This is a genomic window from Agrobacterium sp. GD03872, from assembly GCF_029840625.1.
In the GTDB taxonomy this organism is placed as follows: domain Bacteria; phylum Pseudomonadota; class Alphaproteobacteria; order Rhizobiales; family Rhizobiaceae; genus Agrobacterium; species Agrobacterium fabrum_A.
On record NZ_JAOCCY010000004.1, the window covers coordinates 313,532 to 327,477 of the forward strand.

The window sequence follows — 13,946 nt, forward strand, 5'->3', positions numbered from 1 at the left end:
CCGTATGGCATTTGGCTTAAAGTAAGGTAATTGCCTTCATAAGATTTCAAGAGGCTTCGGCCGCACAGAATGAGGACCGATATGGCGCATTTTCTCCGTTCCACCCTTCTCGCCAGCATAACGGCCCTTTCAACGGTATTCGTCACCCTGCCCGCCCATGCGCTCGACGAGCAGCAGAAGAAGGAAATGGGCGAGTTCATCAAGCAATATCTGATCGAGAACCCGGAAATCATGCTCGAGGTTCAGGATGCGCTTGAGCGCAAGCAATATGCGGCGCGCAACGCCAAGGCGGCGGAAGCCGTCGCCGACAACAAGAAGGCCATTTTCGAATCGAAATACGACCTGGCGCTCGGCAATCCGGATGGCGACGTCACGCTGGTCGAATTTTTCGATTACAATTGCGGTTATTGCAAACGCGCCATGGGCGACATGGACAATATTCTGAAGAGCGACAAGAATGTGCGCGTCGTCCTCAAGGAATTCCCGATCCTGGGGCCGGAATCGGTCGCCGCCCACCGCGTTTCCAGCGCCGTGAAATTGCTCGCGCCGGCCAAATATGCCGAATTCCAGCGCACCCTGCTCGGCGGCCGCGGACGGGCCAATGAGGATAGCGCCATGGAAGTCGCCACCTCGCTTGGCCTCAAGGAAGCTGATATCCGCAAGTCGATGGCGGAAAACCCCAATGACGCGCAGGTGCAGGAAACCTACAAGCTGGCAAACAGCCTCGGCATCACCGGCACACCGTCCTATATCGTCGGTGACGAGGCGGTTTTTGGCGCGGTCGGCGCCGATCCCCTGAAGGAAAAAATCGCCAATATGCGCAGCTGTGGAAAAGCCACCTGCTCCTGATTGCAAAAAAGCCCCCACATTCCCTGTGAGATGCCGGCCAAGCCGGCGCTTTACGGCCTTCGGGGGCTTTTCCTTGACCGCTGCGCAGTCTATAGCTGTCGCTGATTTTCTTATGGAAACGTGAATGAGCAACATCATCATCGTCATCAACGGCCCCAATCTCAACATGCTGGGAAAACGGGAACCGGGTATCTATGGTGGCAAGACGCTGAAGGACATCGAGAACGATTGCCTTCAAGCCGGTGCCGATCTCGGTTTCGCAGTGGAATTCCGCCAGTCCAACCACGAAGGCGTGCTGGTGGACTGGTTGCATGAGGCGGGCGAGCGGGCGGCGGGCGTCGTCATCAATCCCGGCGCCTACAGCCACACGTCGATCGCGTTGCACGACGCCATTCGCGCGATTTCCACGCCCGTCGTGGAAGTGCACATTTCCAACATCCACGCCCGCGAGGAGTTCCGTCACAAATCGATGGTATCCCCGGCGGCGAAGGGCATGGTCTGCGGTTTCGGACCATATGGATACATCATGGCGCTTCACGCGCTGAAGAACATCACGGCATAAAAAGAAACAAAGAATAGGGTTTGTCATGTCTGAAAAGAAACAGGGTATCGACAAGGAACTGATCCGCGAGCTCGCGAATATCCTCAACGATACCGACCTTTCGGAAATCGAAGTGGAGCAGGACGACCTGCGCATCCGCGTTTCCCGCGCCGCTCCCGCCGCCACGGTCTACGCCGCAGCGCCTGCTGCTTATGCGCCCGCACCGGCAGCAGCCCCCGTTGCCGCACCGGCCGCAGCCGCGCCGGCCGCCCCTGCGGCTTCCGCAGCGCCTGCCCGCAACCCGGCCAACACCGTGTCCTCGCCCATGGTCGGTACGGTCTATCTGTCGCCTGCCCCGGGTGCACGTCCCTTCATCGAAGTGGGCGCGACCGTCAAGGAAGGCCAGACCATCCTCATCGTCGAAGCGATGAAGACCATGAACCAGATCCCGGCTCCCAAGTCCGGCAAGGTCGTGGAAATCATCGTCAACGACGCTCAGCCCGTGGAGTATGGCGAAGCCCTCGTGGTCATCGAATAAAGGCGGTTCAGCATGGTTTCGAAGATCCTCATAGCCAACCGCGGCGAGATCGCGCTACGCGTCCTGCGCGCCGCGAAAGAGCTTGGCATTCCGACGGTGGCCGTGCATTCCACGGCCGACGCGGACGCCATGCATGTGCGCCTTGCCGACGAAAGCGTCTGCATCGGCCCGCCGCCCTCGCGTGACAGCTACCTCAACATCCACCAGATCGTTGCGGCCTGCGAAATCACCGGTGCGGACGCCGTTCACCCCGGCTACGGCTTCCTGTCGGAGAATGCCAAGTTCGCAGACATTCTCGACGCGCACGGCATCACCTTCATCGGGCCGACCGCCGAACATATCCGCATCATGGGCGACAAGATCACCGCCAAGCAGACGGCGCAGGAGCTCGGCATTCCCGTGGTTCCCGGCTCCGATGGCGAAGTGAAGCCTGAAAACGCGCTCGAAATCGCCCGGACGATCGGCTTCCCGGTCCTCATCAAGGCGACGGCGGGCGGCGGCGGTCGCGGCATGAAGGTGGCCAAGACCGAAGCCGATCTGGAAGAGGCTGTTGCGACGGCCCGTTCCGAAGCGGCGGCAGCCTTCGGCAACGACGCCGTTTACATGGAAAAATACCTCGGCAAGCCGCGCCATATCGAAGTGCAGGTTTTCGGCGATGGTGAAGGTAATGCCGTTCACCTTGGCGAACGCGATTGCTCGCTGCAGCGCCGTCACCAGAAGGTGCTGGAAGAAGCCAATTCGCCGGCTCTGACCGTCGAACAGCGTATGAAGATCGGCGAAATCTGCGCGAGCGCCATGCGCAAGCTGAAATATCGCGGCGCCGGCACCATCGAGTTCCTTTATGAAAACGGCGAGTTCTATTTCATCGAAATGAACACCCGTCTGCAGGTGGAGCATCCGGTTACGGAAGCCATCACCGGCATGGATCTCGTGCAGGAACAGATCCGGGTCGCTTCCGGCCAGGGCCTGTCGGTCACGCAGGACGATATTGAATTCCATGGTCATGCCATCGAATGCCGTATCAATGCCGAGGACCCGCGCACCTTCGTACCCTCGCCGGGCACGCTGACCTATTTCCACACGCCGGGCGGCCTTGGCGTGCGCGTCGATTCGGGCGCCTATCAGGGCTACAAGATCCCGCCCTATTACGACAGCATGATCGGCAAGCTGATCGTTCACGGCCGCGACCGTGACGAATGCATTCGCCGCCTGCGTCGGGCGCTGGACGAATTCGTCGTTGATGGCATCAAGACCACGCTGCCGCTTTTCCAGGATCTTCTCCAGAATGAGGATATTCTGAACGGCGATTACGATATTCACTGGCTGGAAAAATATCTGGCCGGTGACGCGTCTCACTAAAACGATATGGCTGGGCGGCGCAGCAGAAATAACGGCATAACGGTCGATATTCTGCTGCGCGCCTATTCCGCCGGCCTGTTTCCCATGGCCGATTCGGCTGACGATCCCGAGCTTTTCTGGGTCGAGCCCGAGATTCGCGGCATCATCCCGCTCAATGATTTTCACATTTCCAAAAGTCTCGCCAAGGCGATGCGCAAGAAGCCGTTCGAGATACGCTTCAACACCGCCTTCGAAGCTGTCATGGCTGGCTGCGCGGCGGAAGCGCCTGACAGGCCAAGTACCTGGATCAACGCCACCATTCGCAGGCTTTATACCGAGTTGCATCAGATCGGCCATGCCCACAGCGTCGAGGCATGGGAAGGCGGGGAACTTGTCGGCGGGCTCTACGGCGTTTCGCTCGGGGCCGCCTTTTTCGGCGAAAGCATGTTTTCCCGTCGCACCAATGCATCGAAGATTTGCCTCGTGCAGCTGGTGGAGCGGCTAAAAACAAGGGGCTTCGTACTGCTCGACACACAATTTACCACCGAACATCTGAAGACATTCGGTGCAATCGACGTACCCAAGCAGGACTATGCGAAAATGCTTGACCTCGCCGTCAACCGGCCGAGCCTGCAATTCTGATCGTTACGTAAGGCTATTTACTTGCCGTTGAGGGAGCGGGAACTTCCGAGTCCTGCTTGCAGCCCGTCAGCCACACGTCATAGATCGGGTGTTCCACCGCATTGAGGCCGGGGCTGTCGGCAAACATCCAGCCTGTGAAAATCCGCTTGATCTTGCGGTCGAGCGTGATTTCGTCAACCTCGACAAAAGCATCGATCTTCTGCGCTTCCGTCTGGTCGCGGGAATAACAGACCTTCGGCGTTACCTGAAGCGCGCCGAACTGCACCGTCTCGTCGATATAGACATCAAAGGAGGTAATGCGGCCGGTGATCTTGTCGATGCCGGAAAACACCGCCACGCGGTTTTCCAGCCGGGCGGCGGAGACTGGGGATACGAGGATAACGGCAGAGACCGCGGCAAACAGCGACACTGTCAGCGCACGCAAAGAACGATCCCGCGTGATTTTCCTCATATAGTGGTCTCCAAAATTTGCCTGTGTCGCGACGCCGACCGGATCAACGCCTAAGGGCGGAATGTGGCAAAAACCGGTGAGGCCGGCGTCAGCGCGATGTTTTGCACAACACCGCGCATCACAACAGCTTAGTTGCCGGGGGTCCAGGCGTCGTAATCGCCGGTCACACGCGGGCGCTCACCGGCGACTGCCAGCGACCCTTGAGGGCGATAGGCCTTGGATGTGCCGGTGAGGTTCGGCTGATGCGGCTTCTGCCAGTCGCGCGCCGCGTAATCTTCCTGGCTCGGCGGCACGTCGGTGCGGTAATGCATCCAGCCATGCCAGCCGGGCGGAATGGCTGACGCTTCCGCATAACCGTTGTAGATCACCCAGCGGCGCGGCATGCCCCAGGAGGTGGTGCCGCCTTCGTAATAGGTATTGCCCAGTTCGTCCTGCCCCACCTTCTTGCCGAAACGCCAGGTATGAAACCGCGTTCCGATCGTCTGGCCGTTCCACCAGGTGAAGATTTGCGTCAGGAGAGTCTTCATTATGTGTTCCTCGGGCTTGAATGCGCCGCAGCGATTTTCAATGCACGGCACAAGACATGCTTATGCCGCCCCTCACGGCAATTGTCCAGCATTTCGAGATATATCCGCGCTATTTCAGCTTCATCCTGAAGCCTAAATGCCGCTTCTCGAAACCCAACCGCTCATAGAAGCGGTGAGCGTCCAGCCGGGCCATGTTGGACGTCAGTTGCGCAGCGTTCAGACCCTGCCGGCGGGCTTCTTCAAGGCAATGATTGATCATCACCGCGCCGATGCCGCGACCGCGCATATCGGAGCGTGTCTGCACCGCCTCAATCAGCATTGATCTTGCCCCTCGCCCAACGAGCTTGGTCAGGATGGCGGTCTGGAAGGTTCCGACCACCTCACCGTCCAGTTCCGCGACATAGAGCGTTTCGGTGGGCGATGCCGCTATGGCCCGGAAAGCCGCGAGATAGTCCGGCAACGCCGCTTCATCGGTGGTATCACCATGGCCACCGATCTCGTCGGCGGCAAAAAGGGCGGCGATGGCCGGGACATCCTCTGCGCGCGCCGTGCGGATGATCAGTTTCTGCAATGTCGCATTCATCGGGTCAGGCTCTTTTCCATGACGATACCGGGCAAACCCTCGATGCCCGCCATGCGCTCGATTCGGTCCACCTCGACAAATCCGACGCCTTCATAAAAGGCGATTGCGACAGTATTTTTAGGCTCGACTTCCAGCCGCATGATCTCCGCATCCGGAAAACAGGTTTCGAGTTCGGCGAAGAGGTCGCGGCCGATGCCCTGCCGCTGGAGGTCGGGCGCCACATAAAGCTGGTGCAGCAGGGCCGTCTTCGCCATCTTGGTGGACATGGAGCCATAGGCCATGCCGCCAATCCGCTTGCCGTCGTCAGCCACCAGAAATTCACCGCCCTTTTTCTCGATACGGTCCTTCATGGCCTGCGGCGAATGCCATGCGGCAATCAGCTCGTTCACCTTGTCGACGCCATAGATCGCATCATAGGTGGCGTGCCAGGTTTCGGCGAGCAAGGCCCTGACCGGCTCAATGTCACGCAGACTGGCTGTGCGGATGAAAAACATGATGGGGCTCCGTCTTGAAACAGAAAAGCCGGGCTTTGATCCCGGCAAAACAATGTCAGTCCGTCTTATTCGATGTCATCCTCGGGTCTGTACCGAGGATCTGAGCGCGTTCGACCTTGTGGGTCGTTGAATCCTCGGGACAAGCCCGAGGATGACGGATGAGAGCTTTCTGCCTCAACACCTCTCGGGCGCGAGGCAGCGTCCGCTTACTCTTCCTCGATACCGAGCTTGGCCTTGACCAGCGCCTGCACTGCCTGCGGGTTGGCCTTGCCGCCCGTCGCTTTCATGACCTGGCCGACGAACCAGCCGGCAAGCGTTGGCTTCGCCTTCACCTTCTCGACCTGATCGGGGTTGGCGGCGATGATCTCGTCGACGGCCTTTTCGATGGCGCCGGTATCGGTCACCTGCTTCATGCCGCGGGTTTCCACGATTTCAGCCGGATTGCCGCCCTCATTCCAGACGATTTCAAACAGGTCCTTGGCGATCTTGCCGGAAATGGTCTCGGCCTTGATGAGATCGATGATGCCGCCCAGCTGCTCCGGCGAAACCGGCGTCGTCTCGATATCCTTGCCGGATTTGTTGAGCGCCCCGAGCAGATCGTTGATGACCCAGTTGGCGGCGGCCTTCGCATCGCGGCCGGCGGCGACGGCCTCGTAATAATCGGCAATCGCCTTTTCCGAAACGAGGATCGAGGCGTCATAGACCGACAGGCCAAGATCAGCGACGAAACGGGCCTTCTTGTCGTCAGGCAGTTCCGGCAGATCGACCTTCAGCGCTTCCACGAAAGCATCGTCGAATTCAAGCGGCAGCAGATCCGGATCGGGGAAATAACGGTAATCATGCGCGTCTTCCTTGGAGCGCATGGACCGCGTCTCGCCCTTGCCGGGATCGAACAGACGGGTTTCCTGATCGATGGCGCCGCCATCTTCCAGAATGGCGATCTGGCGGCGCGCCTCATATTCGATGGCCTGGCCGACGAAGCGGATGGAGTTGACGTTCTTGATTTCGCAGCGCGTGCCGAAACCTTCGCCCGGACGGCGCACGGAGACATTGACGTCGGCGCGCATCGAGCCTTCATCCATGTTGCCGTCGCAGGTGCCGAGATAACGCACGATGGAACGCAGCTTGGTGAGATAGGCCTTGGCCTCATCCGATGAGCGCATGTCCGGCTTGGAGACGATTTCCATCAGCGCCACGCCCGAACGGTTCAAATCCACGAAGGACATGGTCGGGTGCTGGTCGTGCATGGACTTGCCGGCATCCTGCTCCAGGTGCAGACGCTCGATTCCAATTTCGATATCTTCAAAATTGCCCTGACGGTCCGGGCCGAGCGAAATGGTGATGGTGCCCTCACCGACGATCGGGTCCTTGAACTGCGAGATCTGGTAGCCCTGCGGCAGGTCCGGATAGAAGTAGTTCTTGCGGTCGAAGATCGAGCGATGATTGATCTTCGCCTTCAGGCCGAGACCGGTACGCACCGCCTGCTTGACGCATTCCTCGTTGATAACGGGCAACATGCCCGGCATGGCGGCATCCACCAGCGACACGTTGGAATTCGGCGCATTGCCGAAGGTGGTGGATGCGCCGGAAAACAGCTTGGAATTGGAGAGAACCTGCGCATGCACCTCCATGCCGATCACGATTTCCCAATCGCCGGTGGCGCCGGGAATGAAGCGTTTCGGGTCAGGGGTGCGCACGTCTACAAGGGTCATCTGAAGCTCACGATATACGGGTTCTTTGGCCTTGGTGGGTAGAACAAATGGAGCGCGGGCGCAAGACATCTTGCACCCTCTCACGTCAGGCGCGGGATTTTCGCCGATACCGGATACGCGTTTTTTACGCTTCCCGGTTTCTATTCACGCCATGGTGACGATCGCTCTCTGCTTCATGGCTTATATCGCCTTCAATCTTTTCGTCTTTCTTGTCTATTGGCGGGACAAGGAAGCGGCGAGGAATGGCGAACGGCGTATTCGGGAAAGCACGCTGTTATCGCTCGCGCTCGTCGGCGGCAGCTTGGGCGCAATCTCGGCACAACGGCTGCTGCGGCATAAAACACGCAAGGAACCATTCCGCAGCATCCTGATATCAATCGTGATATTGCAGTCGGGCCTCGGCGCATCGCTTGCCATCATGCCGGACTGGCCGATGCGGCTTGCCGGCCCCTTGAAAACACTGCTTCAGAACACAGGCCCATAAAGACCGCTCTCAACCTCGGCCAGCTGCTTTTGCAGGCCGACCGACTGCACCTCACGGTCGAGCTTCGGCGCATAGGAAACCGAGAGCCAGCGGACGCTGTAGCCATGCTGGCGGAAAAAGGCGACGGCTGGCTCATTCTGGGCGTGGGTTTCAAGCCGGATGGTCTCGAAACCCTTTTCCTCTATCAGCCTTTCGACATCGCCCAACAGGCGGCTGCCGACACCTCTGCGATGAAAATCCGGATCGATCCAGAAATCGGAAATCGTCTCGTCGAAATGCTCCCGCGCCGCCCACCCGGCAACCGAGCCGCCAAACTCCGCCACCCTGATCGCCAGCCAAGAGGAACGGGTAAAATTGGAAAAGGCGCTGGCCGCATTGTCGTAAAGGGTCGGAGTGATGCCGAGAGCCGCAGTTGCCTGCCGCCATGCCCTGAGGCCAATGGCCGCCAGAACCTCCGCTTCCTGCTCATGCGCATTGCGAATGACGATCAAGCCGCGCCCTCCATGGCCATCGAAAGTAAACCATTGCCAGGACGATTCGACCAGCATGGTTTTGCTGGGTGCACAGCAGACTTGACCGTGGCGGCCTGGCCCGCTAACCAGAACCGGCAAGAACGGAGTTTTTATGTTCGCTCAATCGGAGTCCCGGTAAAGGCCCTGCCCGCAAGTTTATTGCGCGCCGGGCCATGCTGAAACCGAGCCGGCTGCCTTAACAGCACCCGGATTTGTTTTCACGCGTCTATATGACGCCGACCGGACTTCCAAAAAATGGACATTTCCCGCGCAGAACAGCGCATTCTTCACCTGCTCGCCCAGGGCGGCAGAATTGAACTTACCCGAGACGACGCCCATAAAATCGAAAAACTCGCGCTCTATACGCGCGACGGCTGGATTTTCGGCGGCCTCGATCTCCTCACCTTCCGCAAGCTGAAACGGAAGAGAGCCATTGCCTCCTCAGGCGGCAAGCCCTACCGCATCACCACGCGCGGTCTGGAACTCGTGCGAGGTGAGCTGGACAATAGATAAATCAACCGGGCGGCGGCAGTGCTGTCGCCCGGCATTTCGCCGAGAAGCCGCTACGACCGTAAGAGCGGATTATGGCGAGAGCCTGCGCTCTAGCTTCACCTTCTCGAGTTCGACTTTCATGATGTCGGACCATTCCATGCCGCGCCAGACGATCTCAAATCCGCAACGCTCGTAAAGACCGATGGCTGCGCGGTTTCTGGCATGGGTGTCGATGGTGGCAAGCGGCAGGCCTTGCGCGCGCATCCTGTCGAGAAAATGAAGGATCAGGGCTTTGCCGATCCCCTTGCCCTGGCAGTTCGGGTCCACCCAGAGATCGGAAATGTGATGCGGTGCCGTATCGCACGCTCCCCAGCCGGCAACAACGCCGTCCATTTCAGCGACGACAATATCACCGGCCGGAGACTTGACGAAACTCTCGAACTCGCCCCTCACCCGCTCGATGACATCAGGATCGAGATAGCTGTCATCGAAGGCGTCACCGGAACGCCATGCCGCAAAACCGACAAAGCCGACCGCATCGCGGTCGGCTTCGTTCATGTCTCGTAGCTTTAGGCTTTTCACCACCATTTGGCGGGGGTGAACTTGCCGGCTGCCTGCTCGATGGCGTGCGCCGTCTTGAACAGCGTTTCTTCCTCAAACGGCTTACCGATGAGCTGCAGGCCGAGCGGCAGGCCCTTGCCGTCAAGGCCGGCCGGCACCGAAAGGCCCGGAAGGCCGGCCATGTTGACCGTGATGGTGAAAACGTCCTGCAGGTACATCTTCACCGGATCGGAGGCGAGTTCCTCATCACCGACTGCGAAGGCGGAAGACGGGGTGATCGGCGCCAGAATGGCGTCGACGCCTTCGTGGAAGACGTTTTCGAAATCGCGCTTGATCAGCGTGCGGACCTTCTGCGCCTTCAGATAATAGGCGTCATAATAACCGGCCGACAGCACATAGGTGCCGACCATGATGCGGCGCTGCACTTCCTTGCCGAAGCCGGCCGCACGGCTCTTTTCGTACATGTCGGCAATGTCCTTGCCGTCGACGCGCAGGCCGTAACGGACGCCGTCATAACGGGCAAGGTTGGACGAGGCTTCCGCCGGCGCGACGATGTAATAGGCAGGCAGCGCGTATTTGGTGTGCGGCAGCGAGATATCGACCACTTCGGCACCGGCATCGCGCAGCCACTCGACACCCTTGGCCCAGAGCTTTTCGATTTCTTCCGGCATGCCGTCGACGCGGTACTCTTTGGGAATACCGATCTTCAGGCCCTTGAGCGACTGACCGATGGCCTTTTCGTAGTCCGGCACCGGCAGATCGACGGAGGTCGTGTCCTTGGCGTCGACGCTCGCCATGGTCTTCAACAGGATCGCGGCATCACGCACGTCACGGGCGATCGGACCGGCCTGATCGAGCGAGGAAGCATAAGCGACGATGCCGAAGCGCGAGCAGCGGCCATAGGTGGGCTTGATGCCGACGGTGCCGGTGAAGGCGGCCGGCTGGCGGATGGAGCCGCCGGTATCGGTCGCGGTGGCGCCGGCGCAGAGATGCGCGGCCACGGCTGCGGCCGAACCGCCGGAAGAACCGCCGGGCACCAGCTTCTGGTCGGAGCCATTGGCGCGCCAGGGGTTGATGGCCGGGCCGTACCAGGAGCTTTCATTGGACGAGCCCATGGCGAATTCGTCCATGTTGAGCTTGCCGAGCATGACGGCGCCCTGATCCCAGAGGTTCTGGGTGACGGTGGATTCATATTTCGGCTTGAAGCCATCGAGAACGTGCGAACATGCCTGGGTGTGCACGTCACGGGTGGCGAACAGGTCCTTCACGCCAAGCGGAACGCCCTCCAGCTCGCCGGCCTTGCCGGCGGCGATGCGGCCGTCGGAGGCTTTTGCCATGTCGCGCGCCTTTTCAGGCGTCGTCGCCACATAGGCGTTCAGCGCGCCGTTGGCCGCATCAATGGCGGAGAGATAGGCGTCGGTCAGCTCGAGGGCGGAGAATTCTTTGGCCTTCAGCTTTTCGCGGGCTTCGGCAATGGTCAGGCTCGTCAGGTCGGTCATGGTCGGCAACGGCTTTCGAAATCTTGGAAAAATCGGGCGGCAGAGGCGGTCGCTTATTCGACCACTTTCGGGACCATGAAGAAGTCCCGGTCGGTCGCGGGCGCATTGGCGACAATGTCTTCCGCCTTGTTGCCGTCGGTCACCACGTCGGCGCGTTTTTTCATGTCCACCGGGGTCACCGAGGTCATCGGCTCGACGCCGTCGACATTCACTTCCGAAAGCTGCTCCACGAAACCGAGTATGCCGTTCAGCTGGCCGAGCATATTTTGTGCTTCTTCTTCGCTGACTGCGATACGGGCAAGGCGCGCAACGCGCTTTACGGTGGCGAGATCGACGGACATGGTTCTACTCCGGTCAGAATTTTCCTACCCGCTATAATCACCATGTCCGCCATTCGCAACGGTAGAAAGCATGTCGCGCAAAAGAGTGACGCGGTTTTACGCTCACGACATGCACGGGCAAAATGTCAGAAGGACAGCGTATCGCCGGCCTTCGGCGTGTGGACGCGCGCTTGCGCCCCTTCCATGCCGGCCACGAACTTCTCCGGCGTCTGGTCGATGATCGGGAAGGAACCGTAATGGCAGGGAATGACATTGCCGAAATTGAAGAAGCGCTGGCAGGCAAGCGCGGCGACGGCTCCGCCCATGGTGAAGCGGTCACCGATCGGCACGAGGCCGATATCCGGCTGATGCAGTTCATTGATGAGCTTCATGTCGGAAAAGATGTCGGTATCGCCCATGTGATAGACGGCCGGGCCGTCTTCGAAATGCAGCATCAGACCGTTGGCATTGCCGAGCGAATGGGAAACGCCATCCTCGGTGATCTGGGCAGAGGAATGCAGCGCATTGGTGAAGGTGACGGAAAAACCGTCGAAATGCACCGTGCCGCCGGTATTGCCCATATCGACCTTCGCGACGCCCTTGGCGGAAAGCCAGGCGGCGAGATCGGCATTCGCGAGCACGGTCGCGCCTGTCTCGCGGGCAAGCTGGACGGTATCGCCGACATGGTCGCCATGGCCGTGGGTCAGGAGAATATGGGTGACGCCTTCGGCTGCCGACTTCCCATCCTGCCCGGCAAAACCGGGGTTACCGGTGAAGAACGGATCGATGAGGATCTTCGCGCTGCCGTTTTCGAGGCGGAAGGCGGAATGGCCGAGCCAGGTGATTTTCATGGGAAGTTCTCCTTTGTATCGCCGGTATATTATGACATAGGACGGCCTGAACAACCGCACTACCAATATTTAAGAGAGGCGACCATGGCCGCAAATGATGACGAGTACGTGTATGACGAGGCGACCGGTGAATGGCGACCGGCCTCCGAGCTGGCTGCAGAAGCGGCGCGTGCGAATGAAGTGCGCGATGCGGCGGGCAATGTGCTGGCGGATGGCGATTCCGTTACCCTCATCAAGGATTTGAAGGTCAAGGGCACCAGCACGGTCATCAAGCAGGGCACCGTCATCAAGTCGATCCGCCTGACCGATAATCCGGAAGAGATCGATTGCAAACATGATGCGGTGAAGGGTCTGGTGCTGCGCACCGAATTCGTCCGCAAACGATAAAGGCAACTCGCGACATGGCAACACTCACCATTGAGGAACTGGCGCAGGCGCTTCAGCCGGGACAGGCGATTGCCGGCCTCGACCTTGGCACGAAGACGATCGGGCTTGCCATGTCGGACCTGTCGCGGCGTTTCGCAACGCCGCGCCCCGTCATCAAACGGGTGAAATTCACCCAGGATGCGGAAGTACTGCTGGCCTTCGCCGAAAAGGAAAAAGTTTTCGCCTTCATCATCGGCCTGCCGATGAACATGGACGGCTCGGCCGGACCACGCGTGCAGGCAACCCGCGCCTTCGTGCGCACCATGGGCGAAAAAACCGCCCTGCCCTTCATTTTCTGGGATGAGCGGCTTTCAACGGTCGCGGCCGAGCGCGCCTTGCTGGAAATGGACGTCTCACGCGCCAAGCGGGCCGAACGCATCGATTCGGCCGCCGCCAGCTTCATTCTTCAGGGCGCGCTGGACAGGCTTTCCGCACTCGCCCGCGCGGCCGACTGACGGCCCCGCCACCAGGCGGCAATATGCTTTCTCCTGCGGAAGGCGAGAATCGCAAAAACGATCAGGCTGTCGACCGCAATGGCCCGGGCCACCAGCGGCGGCAGGCTTTCCGGCGGCAGGCCGAGAATATTGCCGTAAATCTCGAACACCAGATCATGCGTCTGGCGCGTCAGCATGTAAAAGCCGAAGCTCATGTCGTAATAGGACAGCCAGTACCAGCTGCCCAGCAATGCGACGGGACCGGCCCAGAGGATCAAAAACCACTTCATGCCGCCTGCCCCCGCGCAAAAAACGTATCGGGAAGGCCGGCAAGCACCGCCCAGCGCACCACGGCCATCAGGCAGAGGTTCAGCGCCGGCGCGTCGATATCCAACGGCAGCAACACAAAAAACGTCATCATGACGCCCAAGGCTGTCCAGCGGCTCACTTGCGGCTCCCTTATGCGCAGTCATTGCGCATGGTTAACATTTCGTTAATTCACACTGGACCGGCGGCCGTAGCGAGGCAAATGAAAGCTGTCATTATGGTTAACGACAACCGCGGGCATGTGGAAAACAATGCGGCCGCGTCCACGGACAGATGCTCCGGGCGGTCGCCGACCCGGTGAAAACATGGATGATTTTTCTCTGACGTCGCGCCTGCCGTAGGGTGCTTCACCCGCCCCGCAAACC

At 59.7% G+C, this 13,946-nt stretch carries 21 protein-coding genes; 9 read left to right on the top strand and 12 right to left on the bottom strand.

The genetic code is table 11. The features are described 5' to 3' along the window. Window positions 1-81: 81 nt before the first annotated feature. The 5 genes from N5D22_RS12545 to aat all read left to right on the top strand — a co-directional run bounded on the left by N5D22_RS12545 (window position 82) and on the right by aat (window position 3,908). Window positions 82-849, top strand: coding sequence for a DsbA family protein (locus N5D22_RS12545; protein WP_279655306.1), 768 nt, complete (start codon window positions 82-84; stop codon window positions 847-849). 124 nt (window positions 850-973) lie between these two features. Further along, window positions 974-1,411 carry a type II 3-dehydroquinate dehydratase gene (gene aroQ, locus N5D22_RS12550; RefSeq protein ID WP_020012378.1) on the top strand — a complete coding sequence of 146 codons (438 nt, stop codon included), beginning with the start codon at window positions 974-976 and terminating at the stop codon, window positions 1,409-1,411. A gap of 25 nt (window positions 1,412-1,436) precedes the next feature. Then, entirely contained in the window at window positions 1,437-1,928 is a 492-nt protein-coding gene (gene accB, locus N5D22_RS12555) for an acetyl-CoA carboxylase biotin carboxyl carrier protein (RefSeq protein ID WP_078053996.1), read from the top strand. A 12-nt stretch (window positions 1,929-1,940) separates the two neighbouring features. Further along, entirely contained in the window at window positions 1,941-3,287 is a 1,347-nt protein-coding gene (accC, locus tag N5D22_RS12560) for an acetyl-CoA carboxylase biotin carboxylase subunit (RefSeq protein ID WP_003521459.1), read from the top strand. 6 nt (window positions 3,288-3,293) lie between these two features. Next, window positions 3,294-3,908, top strand: coding sequence for a leucyl/phenylalanyl-tRNA--protein transferase (gene aat / locus N5D22_RS12565; RefSeq protein WP_279655308.1), 615 nt, complete (start codon window positions 3,294-3,296; stop codon window positions 3,906-3,908). A 13-nt stretch (window positions 3,909-3,921) separates the two neighbouring features. Here aat and N5D22_RS12570 read toward each other — a convergent pair whose 3' ends face one another. From N5D22_RS12570 to gatB, 5 genes are all read right to left on the bottom strand, one after another. Then, complete coding sequence (locus N5D22_RS12570) at window positions 3,922-4,359, bottom strand: DUF2155 domain-containing protein (protein ID WP_279655309.1); 438 nt, start codon at window positions 4,357-4,359, stop codon at window positions 3,922-3,924. A gap of 128 nt (window positions 4,360-4,487) precedes the next feature. Then, window positions 4,488-4,886 (bottom strand): NADH:ubiquinone oxidoreductase subunit NDUFA12, encoded by a 399-nt coding sequence (locus N5D22_RS12575; protein ID WP_279655310.1) that lies wholly within the window; start codon window positions 4,884-4,886, stop codon window positions 4,488-4,490. A 109-nt stretch (window positions 4,887-4,995) separates the two neighbouring features. Further along, the gene (locus N5D22_RS12580) at window positions 4,996-5,469 is read right to left on the bottom strand and encodes a GNAT family N-acetyltransferase (protein WP_279655311.1); all 474 of its coding nucleotides are present in this window, start codon (window positions 5,467-5,469) and stop codon (window positions 4,996-4,998) included. Next, window positions 5,466-5,963: a GNAT family N-acetyltransferase gene (locus N5D22_RS12585; protein WP_279655312.1), complete on the bottom strand. Its 498-nt coding sequence runs from the start codon at window positions 5,961-5,963 to the stop codon at window positions 5,466-5,468. Before N5D22_RS12585 ends, N5D22_RS12580 begins: the two co-directional genes overlap by 4 nt. Window positions 5,964-6,169: 206 nt before the next feature. After that, on the bottom strand, window positions 6,170-7,675 hold the full coding sequence (gatB, locus tag N5D22_RS12590; RefSeq protein ID WP_279655313.1) for an Asp-tRNA(Asn)/Glu-tRNA(Gln) amidotransferase subunit GatB: 1,506 nt from the start codon (window positions 7,673-7,675) through the stop codon (window positions 6,170-6,172). A 151-nt stretch (window positions 7,676-7,826) separates the two neighbouring features. Here gatB and N5D22_RS12595 point away from each other — a divergent pair, with 151 nt between their 5' ends. Beyond that, window positions 7,827-8,159: a DUF1294 domain-containing protein gene (locus N5D22_RS12595; protein WP_279655519.1), complete on the top strand. Its 333-nt coding sequence runs from the start codon at window positions 7,827-7,829 to the stop codon at window positions 8,157-8,159. Here N5D22_RS12595 and N5D22_RS12600 read toward each other — a convergent pair. After that, a complete protein-coding gene (locus tag N5D22_RS12600) occupies window positions 8,141-8,650 on the bottom strand; it encodes a GNAT family N-acetyltransferase (RefSeq protein WP_279655314.1) in 510 nt (169 codons plus the stop codon). The two genes, N5D22_RS12595 and N5D22_RS12600, sit on opposite strands and share 19 nt — an antisense overlap. Before the next feature lie 276 nt (window positions 8,651-8,926). On the opposite strand from N5D22_RS12600, the gene N5D22_RS12605 reads away from it, so the two are divergent. Then, a complete protein-coding gene (locus N5D22_RS12605) occupies window positions 8,927-9,184 on the top strand; it encodes a YjhX family toxin (RefSeq protein ID WP_279655315.1) in 258 nt (85 codons plus the stop codon). A 69-nt stretch (window positions 9,185-9,253) separates the two neighbouring features. Here the strand turns inward: N5D22_RS12605 and N5D22_RS12610 are convergent, their stop codons facing one another. The 4 genes from N5D22_RS12610 to N5D22_RS12625 all read right to left on the bottom strand — a co-directional run bounded on the left by N5D22_RS12610 (window position 9,254) and on the right by N5D22_RS12625 (window position 12,394). Continuing rightward, complete coding sequence (locus tag N5D22_RS12610) at window positions 9,254-9,721, bottom strand: GNAT family N-acetyltransferase (protein ID WP_279655316.1); 468 nt, start codon at window positions 9,719-9,721, stop codon at window positions 9,254-9,256. A gap of 20 nt (window positions 9,722-9,741) precedes the next feature. Further along, on the bottom strand, window positions 9,742-11,223 hold the full coding sequence (gatA, locus tag N5D22_RS12615; protein ID WP_279655317.1) for an Asp-tRNA(Asn)/Glu-tRNA(Gln) amidotransferase subunit GatA: 1,482 nt from the start codon (window positions 11,221-11,223) through the stop codon (window positions 9,742-9,744). 53 nt (window positions 11,224-11,276) lie between these two features. Next, complete coding sequence (gene gatC, locus N5D22_RS12620) at window positions 11,277-11,564, bottom strand: Asp-tRNA(Asn)/Glu-tRNA(Gln) amidotransferase subunit GatC (RefSeq protein WP_003521472.1); 288 nt, start codon at window positions 11,562-11,564, stop codon at window positions 11,277-11,279. 125 nt (window positions 11,565-11,689) lie between these two features. Further along, window positions 11,690-12,394 (bottom strand): metal-dependent hydrolase, encoded by a 705-nt coding sequence (locus tag N5D22_RS12625; RefSeq protein WP_035262710.1) that lies wholly within the window; start codon window positions 12,392-12,394, stop codon window positions 11,690-11,692. Window positions 12,395-12,478: 84 nt separating this feature from the next. Between N5D22_RS12625 and N5D22_RS12630 the strand changes: the two genes are divergently transcribed. Next, on the top strand, window positions 12,479-12,781 hold the full coding sequence (locus N5D22_RS12630; protein ID WP_003521474.1) for an alkylphosphonate utilization protein: 303 nt from the start codon (window positions 12,479-12,481) through the stop codon (window positions 12,779-12,781). A 14-nt stretch (window positions 12,782-12,795) separates the two neighbouring features. Further along, a complete protein-coding gene (ruvX, locus tag N5D22_RS12635) occupies window positions 12,796-13,275 on the top strand; it encodes a Holliday junction resolvase RuvX (protein WP_220318432.1) in 480 nt (159 codons plus the stop codon). On the opposite strand, the gene N5D22_RS12640 is transcribed toward ruvX, so the two are convergent. Then, complete coding sequence (locus N5D22_RS12640) at window positions 13,227-13,544, bottom strand: DUF6105 family protein (RefSeq protein WP_279655318.1); 318 nt, start codon at window positions 13,542-13,544, stop codon at window positions 13,227-13,229. The genes ruvX and N5D22_RS12640 overlap by 49 nt on opposite strands. Further along, complete coding sequence (locus N5D22_RS12645) at window positions 13,541-13,702, bottom strand: hypothetical protein (RefSeq protein WP_174029276.1); 162 nt, start codon at window positions 13,700-13,702, stop codon at window positions 13,541-13,543. The genes N5D22_RS12640 and N5D22_RS12645 overlap by 4 nt, the downstream gene beginning before the upstream one ends. Window positions 13,703-13,946: the final 244 nt, after the last annotated feature.